The sequence below is a fragment of the Microbispora bryophytorum genome, assembly GCF_006874465.1.
GTDB lineage: Bacteria > Actinomycetota > Actinomycetes > Streptosporangiales > Streptosporangiaceae > Microbispora > Microbispora bryophytorum.
The window spans coordinates 580,949-601,587 of sequence record NZ_VIRL01000001.1; the positions used below are offsets into that span (position 1 = coordinate 580,949).

The following is a 20,639-nucleotide window of genomic DNA, read 5'->3' on the forward strand; positions in this document are numbered from 1 at the left end:
TTCCTACAACCGCTCGACGCGTTCGCTCGTGGCCAGCACGCCGCGAGTGTCCAGGACGAGAGGGGCTCGCTCCTCCACGACATCGAGGTCGAAGGCCGAATGCTGCTGGAGCAGGACCACCACGTCTGCGGCGGCCACGGCCTCGGCCAGGTCCTCCTCGCGGGGGATCTGCGTGCCCTCGACCGCCCACTCCTTCACGTACGGATCGCAGAAGGACAGGTCGGCGCCCAGTTCCAGGAGCGCCTCGGCCACGGGGATGGCCGGTGTCTCCCGCTCGTCGGCGATGTCCGGCTTGTACGTCACACCTAGGAGCAGCACGCGCGAGCCGTTCACGGGCTTGCGGGCCCGGTTGAGCAGCCGCTGCACGCGGGCCACCACGTACGACGGCATCCGCTCGTTGATCTCCTGGGCCAGCTCCACGAACCGGAAGGGATAGCCGAGCTTGCGCACCGTGTAGGACAGGTACGACGGGTCGACGGGGATGCAGTGCCCGCCGACGCCGGGGCCCGGCAGGAACTTCTGGAAGCCGAAGGGCTTGGTGGAGGCGGCCTCTATGGCCTCCCACAGGTTCACGCCGAGCTCGTCGCAGAAGATCGCCATCTCGTTGACCAGGGCGATGTTGACGTGCCGGTAGGTGTTCTCCAGCAGCTTGGCCATCTCCGCCTCGCGGGTGCCGCTGACCGGCACGACCCGCTCGACGAACTGCGCGTAGAAGGCGGCGGCCCGCTCCTTGCATGCGGGGGTGAATCCGCCGACGACCTTGGGGGTGTTGCGCAGGCCGAACTTGGGGTTGCCCGGGTCGATCCGCTCCGGCGAGAACGCCAGGTGGAAGTCCTCGCCGGCCACCAGGCCGGACTGCTCCAGGATCGGCCGCGCCAGCTCGTCCGTGGTGCCGGGCCACGTGGTGGACTCCAGCACGACGAGCGTGCCCGCCTGGAGGTGCTCCGCGACGGTCCGGGTGGCGCCCTCGACAGCCGACAGGTCCGGACGGTGGTCCTCGTCCAGAGGTGTCGGGACGCAGATGACGATCGTGCGCGACCTCGCCAGCACGGACGCGTCCAGCGTGGCGGTGAAGCCGCCGGTGAGCATCGCGTCGAGGTCGGCGTCGGTCAGGTCGTCGATGTAGGAGCGGCCGGCGTTCAGTGCCTCGACCTTGCGGGGGTCGACGTCCAGACCGGCTACTCGCAGGCCCGCCGCCGTGGCCTCCTTGGCCAGCGGCATGCCCACGTATCCCAGCCCGATGATCGTGAGATCGAAGGCTGTCACGATGCGGCCTTGGGCGGAACCTGAGGGCGGAAACAACACTTCATGGTGGCAAAGGCTATCTCAACTCGGAACCAAGCATGCCTGATGCAACACATCCGACTTTCTGCTGTTTATCGGCTTTCGGTCAAGGACTGGTAGATCCCTTGGTACGTGCGGGCCAGACTGCTCCAGGTCCTGTGGGCGGCGACCTCGGTCTTACCGGCCTCGCCCATCAGCCGGCGGCGCTCCGGATCGTCGCGCAGCGCGGCGATCCCCTCGGCCAGCGCGGCCGGATCGCCGGGCGGCACCAGCAGACCGGCGCCCTCACCGCCGACGAGCTCCGAGAGCGCGGGCAGGTCGCTCAGCACGACCGGCTTGCCGAGCGCCATCGCCTCGACCGGCTTCAGCGGCGTGACGAGGCGGCACACCCGCAGGTCCTCACGCGGGCAGACGAAGATGTCGATGGCCGCCTGCGCCTGCAACGCCTCGTCCGGGCCCACCCTGCCGGGCAGGATCGCCTCTTTCAGGCCGAGCCGTTCGACCTGTTCGAGCAGCGCGGGCCGCTCGGCCCCGTCTCCCACCAGCAGGACCTTCACCGGCGATCCGGTGTCGCGCAGCAGCGCGGCGGCGTTCAGCAGTGTGGCGAAGCCCTCATAACCGACGATGCTCGACACCGAGCCCACGACGATCTCGTCCCGGCCGATCCCGAACCGGTCGCGGAACGCCTCGCCGTCGTAGTCGGCGGTCAGCAGGGAGTCGTCCACGGCGTTGGGCGCGAGGAAGATGCGCTCCCTGGGCACGCCGCGCTCCATGATCTCGGTGGCCATCGTCTCGGCGAGCGTCACGACCGCGTCGGCCTCGCGCATGATCTGCGCCTCGCGCTCGCGCTGCAGTCTGTGCCGCTCGCTGCCGTTCCTGGCGGGGTCGCGGGAGACCCAGGTCTCCTCCAGGAAGCCGCGCACCTCGTACACGAAGGGCGTGTTCGTCCGCTCGCGCACGGCGAGCGCGACCGAGCCGTTGCGGTGGTCGGTCGCCGCGTGCAGGACCTGCGGACGGAGGGTTCTGACCAGCTCGGAGACGTCCGCGGCGCCGCGGATCATCCGCCCCTGGCTCTCGAACGGCATCTCGCCCTTGGGCAGCAGCCGGTAGTAGGGGATGCCGTCGATCTCCTCGTACGGCTCGGCGTCGGTGTGCCCCTGGAGCATGGGCCAGCCCCAGCTCGTCACGACGTGGGGGTCGAGCCCCGCCGCCTTCTGGGCGGTGACGATGCGGTGGGTGCGCACGGTGTAACCCGCCTGCGTGTACGGCAGGGCGTTGGTGACCATGTGCAGCACCCGGCCCGGCGTCCGCTCACCCATGATGATCTTCGGCTTGGGCGGGATCGGGTTCGGTCCGAGCGCGGCCTTCTCACCCTCGTAGTAGGCCATCCTCCGGCGGACGAACGGCCATCGGGATTGCGGCTGGAGCACGCTGACCGCGTCCGACATCCGGCCGGCCTCGAAGTGGGCCTTGGCGTCCCGCAGCGGGCCCTTGGCCGCGCGCTGCAGGATCTTGCGGGTCCTGACCTTGACGAACCGGGCCGCGGGCCAGGCGACGCGTCCGACGACCGGGCGCACCCCGGGAGGTATCGCGTCGGCGGCGGCCTGCGCGACCCGCATGGGGTCGGACTTGACCTTGCTCACGAAGATCCGGGAGACGAGGACCGGGTTCCTCGCGAACCCCCGGAGGAAGCCGCCGAGGCCGGCCTTCGCGGACGCGGCGGACACGACCTTCACGGGCTTGTTGGCCTCGGTTTCCACGGCGCGACCGTACCATAGGCAACGTTTGTCCCAGGTCGGAGAAAAGATGAAAGGCGAGGTAGATGAGAGACAACCCCCTCGTCCTGCACGTACTGGGAGCCCGGCCCAACTTCGTCAAGGCGGCCCCGGTCGTCAGGGGGCTGGCCGAGCTCGGTATCCGGCAGGGCATCATCCACACCGGCCAGCACTATGACGCGCTGATGTCGGACGTGTTCTTCGCCGATCTGGGCCTGCCGGAGCCGGTCGCGAACCTCGGCGTCGGCAGCGGCACCCACGCCCGGCAGACGGCCGCCCTGCTCACGGGGCTGGAGGACGTCGTGCTCGAACACCGCCCGGCGCTCGTGGTGGTGTACGGCGACGTGAACTCGACGCTCGCGGCGATCCTCGTCTGCGCCAAGCTGCACGTGCCGACCGCGCACGTCGAGGCGGGCCTGCGCTCCTTCGACCGGGAGATGCCGGAGGAGGTCAACCGGGTCGTCACCGACGCGTTGTCCGACCTGCTGTTCGCGACCTCCCCGGAGGCGCTGTCGCACCTGGCCAACGAGGGCGTGGACCCGGCGAAGGTGCACCTCGTCGGCAACCCGATGATCGACAGCCTGTTCGCCGCGCTGCCGAAGCTCGACCCGGCGCCCGTCGCGGAGCGCCTGGGCATCGACGGCAGGTACGCCGTGGCCACGCTGCACCGTCCGGCGAACGTGGACGACCCGGAGGCGGCCCGCGAACTGGTCGACGCCGTGCTCGGGGTGGCCGAGCAGGTGCCGGTCGTCGTCCCGCTGCACCCGCGCGGCCGGCAGCGGCTGGCCGACGCCGGGCTCGTGGACCGGCCGAATATGAAGATCGTGGACCCGCTCGGCTACGTGGACTTCCTGTCCCTGGTGCGCGGTGCCGCCCTGGTGGTGACCGACTCCGGCGGCGTCCAGGAGGAGACGACCATGCTGGGCGTCCCGTGCCTGACCGTCCGGCCCAACACCGAGCGGCCGATCACCGTGACCCACGGCACCAACCGGCTCGTCACTCCTGCCTCGCTCCCCGCCGCGGCGTCCAAGGCGCTCGCGGACGGCGCGGCCACGCCGAGCGGCGAGCTGCCGCCGCTGTGGGACGGCGCCGCCGGGCCGCGGATCGCCCGCGTCATCGAGGCCTGGCTCCGCGGCGACAGCCTCTCCCCCGCCGCCAAGGGCGTCCTGCGCTAGCCGGCTCTCAGGACAGGTTCTGAACGGGGGGAAGACCACGCTCGGCGAAGACCTTCTTCGCACGAGATCATCGCACTGTGCGACCAGGCGGGCGTGACACCCCGCATCGGCGAGGGGGGCCGGAGCGTGCAGACGGTGCTGGCCCTGGTCGCGGCCGGTTTCGGCGCGGCCGTGATGTCGGACTCCCATCGCGCGCTCCGCCGCGTCGGTGTTCGCGCCCGCCCTCTGGAGGGCACCTCCACGACCCTCCACGTGGTCTGGCGGACGAACGACGGGAATCCCCTCGTCGAGCGCTTCCGCTCGGTGCTGACCACCCTCGCCACGAGCGACCCCGCCGGCTCGGTCGATTGAAACCCCTATATCGACACAAAGGTCTCCGCAGCCCCTTTACGATGGCATGTCCGTAAGGGGGAGAGGCATGGCTGAGACCGACGAGACTCCTGAGGCCTCGGAAGGCCCGCGTTTCCAGCGGCTGGGGCCGGTGAACTGGCTTCCCGAGGAGCGCAAGCACGTCGAGCAGTACGAGCAGCGGATCCGCGACCTGGAGAACCGGCTCGCCTACCAGGAGGCCCGTGCGGACTACGCCCTCTGGAGGCTCCAGGCCACCCAGACCCAGAAGCCCTACCGGGTCGCGCAGGTGCTGACGAACGCGTCGAAGCCCAAGAAAATCGTCCGGCTGCCGCGCGACCTCGGCAAGGCGATGAAGGACGGCAGGAAGGCGCCGAAGGCGCCGCCCTCCGCGATCGAGGTCGCCGCCGCCGCCGAGGCGCGGGGCCCCGAGGTCAAGATCCCCGGTCTCAAGTGGCCCGACGGCCCGATCGTCCGGCCGGACATGCGGGTCGCGGTGATCCTCGACGACTTCTCCCGCATGGCGTTCAGGTACGAATGGGACCAGATCGAGTTCGGGCTGCAGGACTGGCGCGAGATCTTCGCGGAGAAGCGTCCCGAGATGCTGTTCTGCGAGTCGGCCTGGCACGGCAACCAGGGCCGCTGGCGCTTCCAGATGACCGGGACCAACGCGCCGAAGCAGGAGCTGCGCGACCTGATCGCCTGGTGCCGCGAGGAGGGCATCCCCACGGTCTTCTGGAACAAGGAGGACCCGCCCAACTTCGACTTCTTCATCGACACGGCCAAGCTGTTCGACTACGTGTACACGTGCGACGGCGACATGATCCCGAAATATCGCGAGACGCTGGGTCATGACCGTGTCGGCGTGCTGCAGTTCGCCGCCCAGCCCCGGATCCACAACCCGATCCAGACCAAGCAGGGCCGGCCGTACGACGTGGTCTTCGCGGGAATGTACTTCCGCGACAAGCACCCCGAGCGGCGCGAGCAGATGGAGACGATCCTCGCGCCCGTTCGCCCGCTCGGCCTGCACATCTACGCCCGGAACGCCTCGGTGGCCGACAAGTACGCCTGGCCGGAGGAGTATCGCCCCCACATCGTGGGCGAGCTGCCGTACGAGCAGATGCTGGCCGCGTACAAGATGTACAAGGTCTTCCTGAACGTGAACTCGGTGATCGACTCGCCGACCATGTGCGCGCGCCGGGTCTTCGAGCTGTCGGCCTGCTCGACCACGGTGCTGTCGGGATGGTCGAGGGCCATCGAGGAGACGTTCGGCCCGCTCATCCCGGTCGCGCACTCGCAGGAGGAGGCGTACAACCGGGCGATCTATCTGATCAACAGTCCCGAGCTGCGGGCACGCCAGGGCCACCTGGCGATGCGCGAGGTGTTCGACAAGCACCTGTTCTCCCACCGGGTCGACCAGATCCTCGGCGACCTCGGCCTGCCGGTCGTCACGCGGTCGCGGTCGATCTCCGTGGTGCTGCCGACCAACCGGGCCGGCCAGCTCGAACACGCGATCAGCCAGGTCGCGCGGCAGCGGCACCGCAACCTGGAGCTCGTGCTGGTCATGCACGGTCTGTCGGAGGACCCGGCGGTCGTGCGCGACAAGGCCCTCGCGGCGGGCATCCCGGCCGTGAAGGTGCTGACCGCCGACCCGTCCTGGACGCTGGGCGAGGTGCTCAACCACGGCATCGCCCACGCCGAGGGCGAGCTGATCTCCAAGATGGACGACGACAACATCTACGGCGAGCACTACCTGTCGGACCTGGTCCGCTCCTTCGACTACGCCGACGCCGAGATGGTCGGCAAGGGCGCGCACTACACGTACTTCCCCGACAAGGACGTCACGATCTTCCGCCTGCCCGGGCTGGAGCACCGCTACGCCCACCTCATCCAGGGGGCGACGATCCTGGCCAGTGCCGACCTGCTGCGGGCGTTCCCGTTCGAGCCGGTCAACGCGGGTGAGGACACCCGGCTCGTGCGGCGCTGCAAGGAAGAGGGCGTCCGGATCTACTCGGCCGACCGGTACAACTTCATCTACATGCGCGGCTCGGACGCCACCGCTCACACCTGGCAGGCGGCGGACTACAAGCTGACCCGCAACGCGCAGTTCTGCTTCGCCGGCAACCCCGAGGCGCACGTTCTCATCTGAAATCGTCATACCGCCCGGAATGTCCCGGGCGGTGCGGCGGTTGCCCTGTTCCGGGACCCTCCAGCCTTCGGGCGGGCGGGTCCCGTGTACGTGCACGCCGGACAGGGGAGCCCCTCACGTGACCACGAAGTCGACCGCGACGACGGCATCGAAAGGCATCGGGCTGCGGTCCGAGCGCGGCCCCGTGCTCGCCGCCATCATGCTCTGCACCGCTCTGGTGGCGCTGGACAGCACGATCATCGCCACCGCGGTGCCGTCCGTCGTCACCGACCTCGGCGGGTTCGCCCAGTTTCCCTGGCTGTTCTCGATCTACCTGCTCACGCAGGCCGTGACCGTGCCCATCTACGGCAAACTCGCCGACGTGTTCGGGCGCAAGCCGGTCATGTTCTTCGGCATCGCGGCGTTCCTGATCGGCTCGGTGCTGTGCGGAGTGGCCTGGAGCATGCCCGCGCTGATCGCCTTCCGCGCGATCCAGGGCATCGGGGCCGGGGCGGTGCAGCCGATCAGCATGACGATGGCCGGCGACCTGTACACGGTCGAGGAGCGGGCCCGCGTCCAGGGCTACCTCGCCAGTGTGTGGGGCATCTCCGCGGTGGTCGGCCCGACGCTCGGCGGCGTGTTCGCCGAGTACGTCTCCTGGCGCTGGATCTTCTTCATCAACCTGCCGCTCGGCGCGTTGGCCACCTGGATGCTCGCCCGGCGCTTCAAGGAGCAGGTGAAGCGGGGCTCCCACCGGATCGACTACACAGGCGCCGCGCTGCTCACCGGCGGCTCCTCGCTGCTCATCCTCGGCCTGCTGGAGGGCGGCGTCGCCTGGGACTGGAACTCGGCGCCCAGCCTGCTGATCTTCGCGGCGGGCCTCCTCCTGATCGCCGCCTTCGTGCTCGTGGAGCGCCGCGCGGCCGAGCCGGTGCTGCCCCTGTGGGTGTTCCGCCGCCGCACGCTGACCGGCGGCAACCTGACCTCCCTCGGCATCGGCGCCCTCACGATCGGGCTCACCTCGTACGTCCCGACGTACGCGCAGGGCGTGCTGGGCACCGGCGCGCTGGTGGCGGGCTTCGCCCTGGCCGCGCTCACCGTGGGCTGGCCCCTCGCCGCGACGTTCTCCGGCCGTTTCTACATGCGCATCGGGTTCCGCGACACCGCGCTGATCGGCATCGTCGTGGTGGTGGCCGGCACCGTGCTGTGCGCGCTGCTCGGGCAGAACGCGATGATCTGGCAGGTCGCGGCCGCCTGTTTCGTCGTCGGCGTCGGCCTCGGGCTGTCGGCCAGCCCGACGATGGTCGCCGTGCAGTCGGTCGTCGGCTGGGAGCGCCGCGGCGTGGTCACCGCGACCAACATGTTCTGCCGCTCGCTCGGCAGCACGGTCGGGGCCGCGGTGCTCGGCGCCATCTCCAACGCGACGCTGTCGGACCGCTTCGCCCACCCGCCCGCCGACGTCGCGGGACGGGTGCCGGACAGCCTCGACGCCACCAGCCTGGTGCTGAAGGCCCAGGGCCCGGCGGCCCATTCGGCCGCCGCGTCCTTCGTCCGGGGCGCGCTGTACGACGCGGTCCACCACATCTTCGTCGCGCTCGTCGTCGTGGCCGTGCTCAGCGTCGCCGCGCTGCTGCTCATGCCCCGCCGTACGACCGAGCTGACCTTCGACTGACCGAGCGCTCCCAGCCGAGACGTCAGGCGGCCGCGCGTTCGCCGAGGGGGCGGCGGCGCAGGCTCACCTGCTGGAGAGCCGGCGGCACGTACGCCTGGTCGAGCGTGCCGACGTCGGTGCCGGGCGGGACGATCGCGTCGATCCGGTCGAGGATGTCGTCGGTCAGCGCGACGTCGACGCCCGCGAGCAGGTCGTCGAGGTGGCTCATCGTGCGCGGCCCGGCGATGGCGCTGGTCACGCCGGGATGAGCGATGGCGAAAGCCATGGCGAGGTGGGTCAGCGGCAGACCCGCCTCCTCGGCGAGCGAGATGAACCGCTCGACGACCTCGATGCGGTGCTCGTCGTTGACGTGCTTGAGGAGGCCGGCGCGGCGGAGCTCGTTCTGCCGTCCCTTGCGGACCTGCCCGGTGAGCAGTCCCTGCCCGAGCGGGCCCCACACCAGCGTACCCATTCCGTAGCGCTGCGCGGCCGGCAGCACCTCGCGTTCGATGCCGCGGTTGAGCAGCGAATACGGCGGCTGATCGGTGCGGAACCGCTCCAGGCCGCGCCGCTCGGCGACCCACTGGGCCTCGACGATGTCGGACGCCGGCATGGCGGACGTCCCGATCGCGCGGACCTTCCCGCTGCGGATCAGGTCCGAGAGCGCGGAGAGCGTCTCCTCGACGTCCGTGGCGGGGTCCGGCCGGTGGATCTGGTAGAGGTCGATGTGGTCGGTCCGCAGGCGGCGCAGCGAGTTCTCGACCGCGGTCATGATCCAGCGCCGCGAGGCGCCCTGCTGATTGGGATCGTCACCGATGGGGCGGCTCACCTTGGTCGCGAGCACTACGTTGTCCCGCCGCCCCTTGAGCGCCCTGCCGACGATCTCTTCGGAGTCGCCGTAGACGTCGGCGGTGTCGATGAGGTTGATCCCGGCGTCCAGCGCCTTGTGGATGATGCGGGCCGAGTCGTCGGGATCGGAGTTGCCGATGGACGTGGCGAACATCAATGCGCCGAGCCCATAGGCGCTGACCTTGATACCGGTGCGGCCGAGCGTGCGGTACTGCATGCGAACCATGCCTTCCTTCGTCGAACAATCCGGGCATCCGTGGCGTCGGTGCTCGTCCCGCCGGCCCCCGCGAGGGCGCCGCCGGTCCGCCGAGCCGGCTCCCAGCCTCCGGCGGTGCGGGCGCCGGCGGGAGAGACGCCCTTATCCGGGGACAGGCCGTCCCTGGCAACGTCCGGCGCTCCGGGGCATGGTGAAGGGCATGGTGAAGGGTGTGGACAGAACCGAACTGGCCGACTTCCTGCGTCACTGCCGTGCCCGAGTCGCCCCTGCCGACGTGGGGCTGTCGCACGGCGCGCGGCGGCGCACCCCGGGACTGCGCCGCGAGGAGGTCGCGCAGCTGGCGGGCATGTCCACCGACCACTACACACGGCTCGAACAAGCCAGGGGCTCACACCCGTCCCGCCAGATGCTCGCCGCCGTCGCCCGCGCGCTGCGGCTGACCGGCGACGAACGGGACCACCTCTTCCACCTGGCCGGCGAGGAGCCGCCGCGGGACCGGTCGGCCACGGATCACGTCCGGCCCGGCCTGCTGCTCATCCTCGACCGGCTGATCGACACGCCCGCCCAGGTGGTGAACGACCGCGGCGACGTCCTCGCGCAGAATTCGATGGACAAGGCACTTCACGGTGACGCGTCCGCCCGCCCCGAGGCGGAGCGCAACATCATCTGGCGCTACTTCACCGACCCGTCCGCGCGGGAGCTCTTCCCGGCCGAGGACCGTGACCACGCCGCCCGCACGGCGGTGGCGGATCTGCGCGCCGCATCCGCCCGCCGCCCGGACGACGCGCGGCTGGCAGGGCTCGTACGCCGGCTCCGGGCCCGCAGCGAGGAGTTCGCGGCGCTGTGGGACGCCCACGACGTCGCCGTGCGGCGCGCCGACGTCAAGCGCTTCCAGCATCCGGTCGTCGGCCTGCTGGAGCTGGACTGCGAGGTGATGCTGAGCCCGGAGCACGATCAGCGGCTGATCGTCTACACCGCCCGCCCGGGCAGCGAGTCGTACGAGCGGCTGGAGCTGCTGCGCGTGGTCGGCCTCCAGGACCTGATCCGCGGCTGAACCGCCGAGCCGCAGGGGCGACGTCCGCTCGATGAATCTCGACGACCTCGTCGGCGGATGGGTTCGCCATGCACGAGACGTTCGTCCCCGTCCGGATGACGGGGACGAACGCGTGCCCGGTCAGGAGGCGGCGTCGATGGCGTTCTTCGTGGGGGGCTCGGCGCCGTTGACGCTCGCGCCGTCACCGGCCGCGGCGGGGGTGCCGCCGGCCAGCAGCGAGCGGGCCAGCCCCAGCCCGGTGCCGCCCAGCGTGAGCGCCTTCGCCAGCATCTCCTCGATGCCCTGGGCGCCGTTGAGCACCACCATGTGGTCGACGTTGCCGAACGCCTTCGCCCCGGCCTCCACGATCTGCGGCCAGTTCTCGGCGAGCTGCTGGGCGATGACCGCCTCCTGGTTCTCCCGCAGCGCCTCCGAGCGGGCCCTGATCGCCTCGGCCTCGGCCAGGCCCTTGGCCTTGGCCGCCTCGGCTTCGGCCAGACCCTTCGCCTTGGCCGCCTCGGCCTCCGCGAGACCCCGCGCCTTGGCGGCCTCCGCCTCGCCCAGACCGGTCGCCTTGGTCGCCGCCGCGGCGGCCTCGCCGCGCACCCGCACCGACTCGGCGTCGGCCACGGCCGCCTGCTTCACCTGGGACGCCTGGGCGGTGGCGCGCAGCTCGGTCTCCCTGGCCTCCGCCTCGGCCTGGGCGATGCGCGCGTCGCGCTCGGCCTGCGACAGCGTGACGGTCTCGTACGCCTTGGCGTCGGCGGGCTTGCGAACCTGCGACTGGAGCCGCTGCTCGGCCAGCTGGGCCTCCAGCTCCGCGGCCCTCGTCTCCTGGACGACGACCTCCTGGCGCGCGGTGGCCTCGGACAGCGGGCCGGCCTGCCGGGCCTTGGCCGACGCCTGGTCCACCTCCGCCTGGTAGCCGGCCTGCTGGATCTGCGACTCGCGGATGGCGGAGGCCTTCTTGGCGGCCGCGACCTGCTCGGCCTCGGTGGCCTCCTGGTCGCGCTGCGCCTCGGCGATGCGGGCCGCCGCGGCGATCTTCGCGGCGTGCGGCTTGCCCAGGTTCGTGATGTAGCCGGTCTCGTCCTCGATCTCCTGGATCTGCAGCGAGTCGACCACCAGGCCGAGCTTGCTCATCTCGTCGGCCGCGGAGCTGCGGGTCTCGCTGGTGAGCCGCTCGCGGTTGAGGATGAGGTCCTCGACGGTCAGGTTGCCGATGATCGAGCGCAGGTGGCCGGTGAACAGCTCGTGGATGGCGCCGTTCATCGAGTCCTGCTGGTCGAGGAAGCGCCGGGCGGCGTTCGCGATGCTGGAGAAGTCGTCGCCCACCTTGTAGATGATCACGCCGCGCACCTGGACCGGGATGCCCTGCTGGGTCACGCAGTTGACCTGGAGGTTCGTGGCCCGGCTGTCGAGCCGCAGCCGCCGGGCGGTCTGGAAGCCGGGCAGCACCGCGGTGCCCTTGCCCGTCACGATCTTGAAGCCGAGGCTGTCGGCGAGCTCGTTCTTCGTGTGGGCGCCGAGACCCGAGATGATCAGCGCCTCGTTGGGCTCGGCCACCCGCCAGATGGCCTTGAACAGAAGGATGAGGACGATGACGGCGACGACGGCCACACCGCCCACGACCAGGATCTCCGTTGACATGGGAGCCTCCGTGTAGTGGGGGGAAGGGAGGAGGGAGCGAGTCAGACGATCGCGCGGGCGACGTAGACGGTGCGCGGGGGCGAATACTCCACGATGACGACGATCGACCCCACCAGGATCTCCTCGTCTGGAATGCTCGGATAGGCGTAGAACGCCTCGACACCCCCGCGGATGGGGACCATCACCTCGCCGACAAGGCCGGGGCCGATCCTGCCTGTGACCCTGCCCTGCCTGCCGACCACCCGCGTCACCCCGTCGTTTTCACCGCTCCTGGCCGCACCGCGAATGCGCAGGTTACCCCGTATCACCTTGCCGTGACAGAGCCGTCTTCCGATTCCAGCCCCACCGGCCGCGCGATTCGCCCTACTCTGCACCATCACTGTGCCGAACGGTGGGATCACGCGGGAAGTTCCGGTCATGTCGCGGCGGGTTCCCTTTTTCCGGGGCGGCGAAGTCTGGTGAAGGCCCAGGAGACGTCGGGCTCCACCGCCCACCGGAACGCCCTGCGCACCGGGGGCGTGCAGAGCAGGGTCGCCAAGACGGCTCCGAGGGCCGCCATGACGGTCACGCCGAGCGGGTTGACGAGGACGTCGTGGAAACGCTCGGCGACCTTCACGGCGAACCCGTGCAGCAGGTAGGCGTACATCGTGGCGGCGCCCAGCCCGGTGAACCAGGTGCGGCGGCGCGGAGTGACCGCGAGGAACGCCGCCACCAGCACAGCGCCGGCCGCCAGCATGGCGAGCCTGATCAGCGTGCCGGTCAGGTCGTCCACGCCGATCTGGTGGTTGGAGTGACGCCAGCGGATCCACTCCGTCGGCACGAGCGTGTGCACGGCGAACGCCGCGGCGAGCGCCGCCGCCAGAACGGCCCCGCCCGCGATCCTCGCCCGGCGTACGCGCAGGCGGTCGAGGTGCTCGGGCGTGAGCATGAGGCCGAGCACGTAGAACGGCAGCAGGCCGAACGTGCGGTTCATCGACAACTCGTCGGGCAGGGCGCTGGTGCCCGACAGCAGGCACAGCCCGACCGCGACCACCAGGGGATGGCGCAACTGCTGCCAGACCGGGGTGGACAGCCGCCACAGGAACAGCGACATCAGGAACCAGGTCAGGTAGTACGGGTCGAGCAGGCTGATTTCGAGCTTGCCGTACAGGAAGAGGCGGGGCAGCGAATAGGCCAGCTCGAAGATGACGTACGGCACCGCGAGACCACTGATGAGCTTGCGTGCCTTACCAGGAGAAAACGTGAAATTCCGGGACAAATAGCCACTGACGACGATGAAGAGCGGCATGTGGAAGAGGTAGACGAAGAAGTAGAGCGCGTGCGCCGCGGGAACGTCCCTCAAATCCTCGATGAGATGTCCGGAAACGACGAGCACGATGGCCAGGAACTTGGCGTTGTCCAGCAGCGGGTCGCGGGCGACGGCCGCACCGGAGGGACGGGCGGGAGCGGTCACGGTCATGCGGCCGGACCCTAGTCACCCGTCCGTGAGCACCGGCGCAACCGCGGGCGAACACTGCCCGAACTCTTCACACCGCCGCCCGGCCCCGCCGCCGCGGTCGTACCGCCCCCGACGCGCGGGCGACCCGGCCCGACGACCCGCGCGCGGCGGACTCACAGGCCCCGGTAGCGCGCGGCGGACTCAAGCGCCTCGGTAACGCGGCGGACTCAGGCGTCCCGGTAGCGCGTGGCGAGCTCGGGGCTCTGGGCGCCGAAGGCGGCGAGCTCGGCTCGGAAGACCGCGTCCAGAAGCCCGGCGTCCTCGACGCCCGGGGCGCAGACGGTCTCGCCCAGCTCCAGGCCGCGCAGGGCGGCCGTGACGACGTCGCCGGCGCTCATGCGGGGCACCCCGCTCAGGTCGAGCCCCTGACGCTCGTGGAACTCGGTGGCGACCACGCCGGGGCACAGGACCTGCACGGCGACTCCCGTGCCGTCGAGCTCCGCGCTCAGGGTCTGGGACATCGCGACGAGATGGGCCAGGGTTCCGGCGTAGACGGCCCTGCGGGGCATCTGCGAGTGCGGCGCGGGGCCGCTGAAGGCGATCATGCCGGCCACGTTGACGATCGCGCCCTCGCCCCGCTCCCGCATGCCCGCGACGGCGGCGCGGGTGAGCATCGTCGGCGCGACGACCTTGACGTGCACGAGTTCCCTGGCCTTGTCGGCGGGGAGCTCGGCGAGCGGCATGTAGTGGGACACGCCGGCGTTGTTCACGAGCATGGTCAGCGGCTCGGCCGCGCAGATCCCGGCGACCGTGTCGATGCCCGCGTCGGTCGACAGGTCGGCGGCCACAGTCCTGACCTCGGCCTCGGGGTGCGAGGCGGCGAACTCCTCCAGGCGGTCCTTCCGCCGGCCCACGATCACCAGGTCGTGGCCGTCGGCGGCGAGGCGCTCGGCGAAGGCCCTGCCGATCCCGGAGGTGGCGCCCGTGACGAGTGCGAGCTTGCGCATGAGTGTCGTACCTTTCGATGCCGCTGTGGTGCCCGGCCTCCCCCGTGGAAACCGCGCCCGTGCCCCAAGGCTGCAGGACGACGTGGCGACCGGCCAGGTGTCCGGTCTTCCTGGGACTGCCAGTACCAAGCTGATCCCGGCCGGAACAGGCAGACTGGAGGCATGGCGACGTCGGAATTCGGGCAGGCGGTACGCCGTTGGCGCGACCGGGTCTCGCCGAAGGCGGCGGGACTTCCCGTGGGAGGGCAACGGCGCGCGCCGGGCCTGCGGCGCGAGGAGCTGGCCCTGCTGGCCGGGATCTCGGTGGACTACGTCACCCGCCTGGAGCAGGGCCGCGCCACCAATCCCTCCGACCAGGTCGTCGAGGCCCTTGCCCGGGCCCTGCGGCTGTCGGACGACGAACGCGCATACCTGTTCCGGCTGGGCGGACTCCAGCCGCCGGGGCCAGGCACGGTGCCCGTGCACCTCACCCCGAGCGTGCAGCGCATGCTGGACCGGCTGACCGGCACCCCTGTCGCGGTCTTCGACGCCACCTGGACGCTGCTGCAGGCCAACCCGCCCTACGCCGCCCTGATGGGCGATCCCTCCGGCTGGCGCGGCCACGAGCGCAACGGGGTGTGGCGCAACTTCCTCGGCCTGAGCGTCCGGGTGCGGCACACCCCGCAGTCGCGGCGCGACCTGCAGGCCGCCCTGGTCGCCGACCTGCGCGCGGCCACCGCCCGCTACCCGGCCGACCAGCGGCTCAAGGGGCTGGTGGCGGACCTGCTCGTCCGCAGCGACCGGTTCGCCCGGTTGTGGGAGAGCGGCATCGCCGGGCACCACCAGGCCGCCCGAAAGACGATCGACCACCCGCGGGTCGGCGCGGTGACGCTCGACTGCGACGTGCTCACCGTGGCGGGCAGCGACCTGCGCGTCATGGTCTACACGGCCGAGCCGGGCACGCAGGACGCCGGGCGCCTTGAGCTGATCACCGTTCTCGGCACCCAGGCCCTCGCCGGTTAGCCGCTCCTTCAGGCGGACAGACCGGTGGCGGCGAGGCTCGCGTCCCACAGGGCGGCGGCGAGGGCCGGGTCGGACAACCTCTCCGGCACCCGTACGGGAGCGTTCTTGACGAAATACCGCCCCGGGTGGTCGACGCCGTCGGAGTGGGTGGCGAGGTGGACGATGCGCTCGGCCCCGGCCTCCGGCGGCTCGCCCATGCCGGGGAGGAGCCACACCAGCTTCATGAAGAACGTGCCCTCGGCGAACGAGGTCTTGAGCACACCGGGATGGAGGCACGTGGCCGCCAGCCCGCGCTCGGCGAGCGACACGGTGAACAGCGCGTTGGCCTGCTTGGAGTCGCCGTACTGCAGCCAGCCGTTCCAGCGCCGCCGCTCCCTGGACAGGTCGGCGGGGTCGAGGCGGCCCGTCTTCCCGGCCCGGGACGAGGTGGTGACCACCCGGGCGGACGACGCCGTGAGCCGGTCGAGGAGCAGGTTCGTCAGCAGGAACGGCGCCAGGTGGTTGACCTGCATCATCGACTCGTTGCCGTCCACTGTGGTCCGGCGGTCGGGCGTCATCACGCCGGCGTTGTTGATCAGCACGTCGATGCGCTCGTACCTCGCCAGCAACTCCGCCGCCAGCCTGCGCACCTGATCCAGGGAGGAGAAGTCCGCGAGGAGTGTGTCCGGACGGCTGCCACCGGCCTGCTGCGCGCGGTCCGCGACCGCACGCAGCTTCTCCGCCGTACGTCCGACGAGCACGATTTGGTGACCTCGCCGGGCGAGATCAAGGGCAGAAGCTGCACCGATTCCGGCACCAGCCCCAGTGATCACTGTAATCATCAGTTCCTCCCACTGCGCCAGAACTGTATCGGTGCTAGCCTTCTGTGCGATCTTCCGGAGGTGCATTTCCCCATAAATGCGGCGCGAGCCTCCAGCAACGCAGGAGTGGCTATGGGTTCGAGAAACCGGTCGATTCGGTTCAAGATCTTCTTGTTGCTGCTCCTACCATTGCTCATGTTGAGCGCTATGTGGGGATTTGCCCTAAAACTCACGGTTGGCGACGGCCTCGTCCTCCTGCGCTCCAAGACGCTGTACGACACCATCGGAACGACCTCCACCGACCTGGGCACCCAGATCCAGGCCGAACGCGCGCTGACCGCCGGTGTCCTCAGCAGCGGGCGGACGACCTCCGCCGCGCTCACCGCCCAGCAGGCCAAGACCACCGCCGCCGCGGACATGTTCAAGAAGTCCGCCGAGGACGAGGCGGCCCACGACGCCATGAGCGACGAACTCACGGCGCCCCTGGAGTCGCTGCTGTCCTCCCTCGAACGCCTGCCCACGATCCGTGAGGGCGTCTCGCTCGGCAGCGCCGACCGGCTGACCACGATCACCGCCTACAACTCGATCATGGACGACCTGTTCGCGCTCTACGAGCGGCTCGTCTCGGTGCCCGACCTGGCCACCTTCCAGCAGGCCAGCGCCATGCAGGCGATGGGCAACGCACACGAGATGATCACTCGTGAGGACGCCCTCGTGCGCGGGGCTCTCGCCAGCGGCACGATCACGGCCGCCGAGCAGAACGCCTTCAGCGAGTGGGTCGCCACCCGGCGGTTCCTCTACGGCAAGAACCGGCCGGTCCTCAGCGGTGAGATGCGGGCGCCGTACGAGCAGGTGCTCACCTCGCCGCTGTTCGACCGGTTCACCGCCCTGGAGAACCAGATCATCAACCAGGTGCGCTCCGGCGGCCCGCTCCCCGCGGACGCCGAGAAGTGGTCGCCCACCGTCGACCAGTTGATCCTCCGGCTCGACTCGGCCCGGGTGAAGGCCTCGGACGCGCTCAGCGTCTCCGCCACATCGGTCGCCACCGGGGTCATGCTCCGCATCCTGATCGCCGGCGGGCTCGGCCTCGTAGTGATCATCGTCACGATCGTCTTCTCCGTCCGGTTCGGCCGCCGTCTCGCCCGCGACCTCGCCGGCCTGCGCGACGCCGCGCTCGAACTCGCCGTCGTACGGCTGCCGCAGGTCGTCGAGAAGCTGCGGCAGGGCGAGGATGTGGACGTCGAGGCCGAGGCGCCCCCGATCAAGGCAACGGGCTCCAACGAGGTCGAAGACGTCGCGCGCGCCTTCACCTCCGTCCAGCGCACGGCCGTGGAGGCCGCCGTCGGGCAGGCCGCCCTCCGCCGCGGCGTCAGCCACGTCTTCCTCAACCTGGCCCGTCGCAACCAGACCCTGCTGCACCGCCAGCTCACGCTCCTCGACACGATGCAGCGCCGCGCCGAGGACCCGGAGAGCCTCGAGGACCTCTTCCGGCTCGACCACCTGACCACCCGCATGCGCCGCCACGCGGAAAGCCTGATCATTCTGTCCGGCTCCGCGCCCGGACGCTCGTGGCGCAAGCCGGTGCCGCTCATCGACGTGGTCCGCGCGGCGATCTCCGAGGTCGAGGACTACACCCGCGTCGCGATGGCCCCGATGCCGGACGCCGCCATCGCCGGCGCGACCGTGGCCGACGTGGTGCACCTGATCGCCGAGCTGCTGGAGAACGCCACGATCTTCTCGCCTCCGCAGACGAAGGTCGCGGTGCGCGGAGAGATCGTCGCCAACGGGCTCGCGGTGGAGATCGAGGACCGCGGTCTCGGTCTGATGCCCGAGGAGTACGACGAGATCAACGCACGGCTGTCCGACCCACCGGAGTTCGACCTGGCGGACAGCGACCGGCTCGGGCTCTTCGTCGTCGGCCAGCTCGCCGCCCGGCACGAGATCAGGGTTATCCTGCGCGGCTCGCCGTTCGGCGGGACGACCGCGATCGTGCTCATCCCCCGGACCCTGATGACGGACAAGAGCTCGCGCGCCGCGCTCGCGGGCCCGGCCCCCCGCGGCGTCCACGCCAAGCCCTCGCCGGCCGCCGGCGGCAACGACACCGACATCTCGCTCAGCGACACCCTCCAGGCCGACCTCGGGCTGGGAGGCCCCGCCCCCGCCGGCGACCCCCGGGGAGCCCGCACGCTCACCGGGCAGATCGCCGGGGACGCACAGGACGACGCTTCCGGCGGGCTTCCCGTGCAGCTTCCCGGCCGCGTTTCGGTGGAAGTCACAGGCGGCATTTCCGTGGAGGCTCCGGGCGGCGTTCCCAGGGAGGCTTCCAGGGAGGCGGAGGACCGCGAGGAGCGTACGGGCGCGTCCGAGCCGTCCCCGTTCTTCACGCCGGCCGCCCTCCGGAGCGAGGCCGCGCCCTCCGCTTCGCCGTCCGCCGCATTCTCCGCTTCGCCGTCCTCCGCGCCGTCCTCCGCGCCGTCTTCCGCGCCGGCGACCGCCGCCGCGGGCGCGGCGCCGAACGGCCTGGCGCAGCGGACGAGCAAACAGCGGGCCAGGGGCGCCGTCTCCAACGGAACCCACGCCGGCCTGCCGCGCAGGGTTCGCCAGGCCAACATCGCTCCGCAGCTTCGCACCCAGTCCGAGGAGACGGCGCCGCAGACGCCGCCGCTGTCCGCCCCGACCGTCGAGGAGCGGTCGCCGGAGGAGGCCAGGGCGATGTTCAGCGCCTTCCAGCGCGGCGCGCGGCGCGGCCGGGAGGACTCCGATCAGCCGGGTGGGGCCGCACCCGGCGACCACGTACATAACACGCACGGTGAGAAGGGTGACGAATGACCGGCAAAGCGACGTCGACCGGCGAACTGAACTGGCTGCTCGACGATCTCATCAGCAGGGTCGCCGCCGTGCACCAGGCGGTGATCCTCTCCACCGACGGCCTCGTCGTTGGGGCCTCCCAGGGGCTGAGCCGGGAGGACGCGGAGCACCTGTCCGCGGTCGCGGCCGGGTTCCAGAGCCTGGCGCGGGGCGCGGGGCGGCACTTCGGCGGGGGCGAGGTCAGGCAGACCATCGTGGAGATGGAGGCCGCGTTCCTGTTCGTGACGGCCGCCGGCCAGGGCACCTGCCTCGCCGTCCTGGCCGCCTCCGACGCCGATGTCGGGCACATCGCGTACGAGATGGCGATGCTGGTCAAGCGGGTGGGCCAGCACATCTCCACCAACCCGCGGCGGATCTCTCCATGAGATGGGCGGCCACATGACGGGACCCCAGTGGATGGACGAGGAGGCCGGGCCGTTGGTCCGGCCCTACGCGCTGACGGGGGGCCGGGCGCGGCACTCCGGGGCCAGGCTCGACCTGATCACCATGGTGACCGCCACGGGGTCACCGACGGATGTCTCCGGCATTGGCCCCGAGCAGCGGCGGATCCTCGAGATCGCGCGCCGCGGCGCGTCGGTGGCGGACATCGCGTCCGACGTCGACCTGCCGCTGGGCGTAGTCCGTGTTCTGATCGGGGATCTGCACGACCTCGGGCTCGTCGACGTACGAGCTCCGGGCAAGGTGGCGCCGCTGCCAAGCGAGCGCATTCTCAAGGAAGTGATCAATGGCCTTCGCGCCCTCTGAGGAGCCGGTCGCCCTCAAGATCTTGGTGGCCGGCGGCTTCGGCGTCGGCAAGACCACGCTGGTCGGCGCGATCAGCGAGATTCGCCCCCTGCGCACCGAGGAGGTGCTGTCCGATCGCGGCGTCGGCGTCGACGACACCGACGGCGTGGAAGGCAAAACGACCACGACGGTGGCCATGGACTTCGGCCGCATCACCATCAGGGAAGGGCTCGTGGTCTACCTGTTCGGCACCCCCGGACAGGAGCGCTTCTGGTTCATGTGGGACGAGCTCTCCTACGGCGCGCTCGGGGCCGTCGTGCTGGCCGACACCCGCAGGCTGACCGACTGCTTTCCGTCGATCGACTACTTCGAGCAGCGCGGCACGCCGTTCATCGTCGCGGTCAACTGCTTCGAGGACGCCGACCGGCACGAGCCCGAGGACGTGCGGATCGCTCTCGACCTCGACCCGGACGTCCCCGTCCTGCTCTGCGACGTACGGCGCCGCGCCTCGGCCAAGGTCGTGCTCGTCACGCTCGTGGAGCACGCGCTCAAGATGCTGACGGCGGCCCAGCGGTAGAGCCGGGCCCCCTCTGGAACGCGTGCCGGACCATCACCCCTGCCCTCTGGGCCTCCGCTCTCGCGATGGAGCTGAAACCGTGCTGTCGCAGGCCTGGGTGGCAGGTCGGCCGAA

The 20,639-nt window shown here is 70.7% G+C and carries 18 protein-coding genes; 10 read left to right on the forward strand and 8 right to left on the reverse strand.

Features of this window, described 5'->3' with window-relative positions:
- Nucleotides 1-3: 3 nt before the first annotated feature.
- Both FLX07_RS02760 and FLX07_RS02765 read right to left on the reverse strand, forming a co-directional pair.
- Nucleotides 4-1,266 carry a nucleotide sugar dehydrogenase gene (locus FLX07_RS02760; RefSeq protein ID WP_142567800.1) on the reverse strand — a complete coding sequence of 421 codons (1,263 nt, stop codon included), beginning with the start codon at nt 1,264-1,266 and terminating at the stop codon, nt 4-6.
- A 110-nt stretch (nt 1,267-1,376) separates the two neighbouring features.
- On the reverse strand, nt 1,377-3,044 hold the full coding sequence (locus FLX07_RS02765) for a glycosyltransferase family 4 protein (protein ID WP_142567801.1): 1,668 nt from the start codon (nt 3,042-3,044) through the stop codon (nt 1,377-1,379).
- Between the two features lie 62 nt (nt 3,045-3,106).
- Here FLX07_RS02765 and wecB point away from each other — a divergent pair, with 62 nt between their 5' ends.
- From wecB to FLX07_RS02785, 4 genes are all read left to right on the forward strand, one after another.
- Nucleotides 3,107-4,234, forward strand: coding sequence for a non-hydrolyzing UDP-N-acetylglucosamine 2-epimerase (gene wecB, locus FLX07_RS02770; RefSeq protein ID WP_142567802.1), 1,128 nt, complete (start codon nt 3,107-3,109; stop codon nt 4,232-4,234).
- A 69-nt stretch (nt 4,235-4,303) separates the two neighbouring features.
- Nucleotides 4,304-4,585 carry a LysR substrate-binding domain-containing protein gene (locus FLX07_RS02775; RefSeq protein WP_268239434.1) on the forward strand — a complete coding sequence of 94 codons (282 nt, stop codon included), beginning with the start codon at nt 4,304-4,306 and terminating at the stop codon, nt 4,583-4,585.
- A 67-nt stretch (nt 4,586-4,652) separates the two neighbouring features.
- Nucleotides 4,653-6,731 (forward strand): glycosyltransferase family protein, encoded by a 2,079-nt coding sequence (locus tag FLX07_RS02780; protein WP_142567804.1) that lies wholly within the window; start codon nt 4,653-4,655, stop codon nt 6,729-6,731.
- Between the two features lie 118 nt (nt 6,732-6,849).
- On the forward strand, nt 6,850-8,382 hold the full coding sequence (locus FLX07_RS02785; RefSeq protein ID WP_229689461.1) for an MDR family MFS transporter: 1,533 nt from the start codon (nt 6,850-6,852) through the stop codon (nt 8,380-8,382).
- A gap of 22 nt (nt 8,383-8,404) precedes the next feature.
- On the opposite strand, the gene FLX07_RS02790 is transcribed toward FLX07_RS02785, so the two are convergent.
- Nucleotides 8,405-9,436, reverse strand: coding sequence for an aldo/keto reductase (locus FLX07_RS02790; protein ID WP_308424370.1), 1,032 nt, complete (start codon nt 9,434-9,436; stop codon nt 8,405-8,407).
- A gap of 202 nt (nt 9,437-9,638) precedes the next feature.
- On the opposite strand from FLX07_RS02790, the gene FLX07_RS02795 reads away from it, so the two are divergent.
- Nucleotides 9,639-10,481 (forward strand): helix-turn-helix transcriptional regulator, encoded by an 843-nt coding sequence (locus FLX07_RS02795; RefSeq protein ID WP_189104859.1) that lies wholly within the window; start codon nt 9,639-9,641, stop codon nt 10,479-10,481.
- A 120-nt stretch (nt 10,482-10,601) separates the two neighbouring features.
- Here FLX07_RS02795 and FLX07_RS02800 read toward each other — a convergent pair whose 3' ends face one another.
- The 4 genes from FLX07_RS02800 to FLX07_RS02815 all read right to left on the reverse strand — a co-directional run bounded on the left by FLX07_RS02800 (nt 10,602) and on the right by FLX07_RS02815 (nt 14,555).
- Complete coding sequence (locus tag FLX07_RS02800) at nt 10,602-12,110, reverse strand: SPFH domain-containing protein (RefSeq protein ID WP_142567807.1); 1,509 nt, start codon at nt 12,108-12,110, stop codon at nt 10,602-10,604.
- A gap of 41 nt (nt 12,111-12,151) precedes the next feature.
- A complete protein-coding gene (locus tag FLX07_RS02805; protein WP_223852896.1) occupies nt 12,152-12,361 on the reverse strand; it encodes a hypothetical protein in 210 nt (69 codons plus the stop codon).
- Nucleotides 12,362-12,525: 164 nt separating this feature from the next.
- Nucleotides 12,526-13,569 (reverse strand): acyltransferase family protein, encoded by a 1,044-nt coding sequence (locus FLX07_RS02810; protein WP_142567808.1) that lies wholly within the window; start codon nt 13,567-13,569, stop codon nt 12,526-12,528.
- A 206-nt stretch (nt 13,570-13,775) separates the two neighbouring features.
- Nucleotides 13,776-14,555: an SDR family NAD(P)-dependent oxidoreductase gene (locus FLX07_RS02815; RefSeq protein ID WP_142567809.1), complete on the reverse strand. Its 780-nt coding sequence runs from the start codon at nt 14,553-14,555 to the stop codon at nt 13,776-13,778.
- Between the two features lie 162 nt (nt 14,556-14,717).
- Between FLX07_RS02815 and FLX07_RS02820 the strand changes: the two genes are divergently transcribed.
- On the forward strand, nt 14,718-15,557 hold the full coding sequence (locus FLX07_RS02820) for a helix-turn-helix transcriptional regulator (RefSeq protein WP_142567810.1): 840 nt from the start codon (nt 14,718-14,720) through the stop codon (nt 15,555-15,557).
- 8 nt (nt 15,558-15,565) lie between these two features.
- On the opposite strand, the gene FLX07_RS02825 is transcribed toward FLX07_RS02820, so the two are convergent.
- Complete coding sequence (locus FLX07_RS02825; protein WP_142567811.1) at nt 15,566-16,378, reverse strand: SDR family NAD(P)-dependent oxidoreductase; 813 nt, start codon at nt 16,376-16,378, stop codon at nt 15,566-15,568.
- Between the two features lie 186 nt (nt 16,379-16,564).
- Between FLX07_RS02825 and FLX07_RS02830 the strand changes: the two genes are divergently transcribed.
- From FLX07_RS02830 to FLX07_RS02845, 4 genes are read left to right on the forward strand one after another with little or no spacing between them, the layout of a single operon-like run.
- Complete coding sequence (locus FLX07_RS02830; protein ID WP_167748090.1) at nt 16,565-19,186, forward strand: sensor histidine kinase; 2,622 nt, start codon at nt 16,565-16,567, stop codon at nt 19,184-19,186.
- Nucleotides 19,183-19,590 (forward strand): roadblock/LC7 domain-containing protein, encoded by a 408-nt coding sequence (locus FLX07_RS02835; protein WP_142567813.1) that lies wholly within the window; start codon nt 19,183-19,185, stop codon nt 19,588-19,590. Before FLX07_RS02830 ends, FLX07_RS02835 begins: the two co-directional genes overlap by 4 nt.
- 31 nt (nt 19,591-19,621) lie before the next feature.
- Nucleotides 19,622-19,969: a DUF742 domain-containing protein gene (locus FLX07_RS02840; RefSeq protein ID WP_223852897.1), complete on the forward strand. Its 348-nt coding sequence runs from the start codon at nt 19,622-19,624 to the stop codon at nt 19,967-19,969.
- On the forward strand, nt 19,950-20,525 hold the full coding sequence (locus FLX07_RS02845) for a GTP-binding protein (protein WP_142567814.1): 576 nt from the start codon (nt 19,950-19,952) through the stop codon (nt 20,523-20,525). The genes FLX07_RS02840 and FLX07_RS02845 overlap by 20 nt, the downstream gene beginning before the upstream one ends.
- Nucleotides 20,526-20,639: the final 114 nt, after the last annotated feature.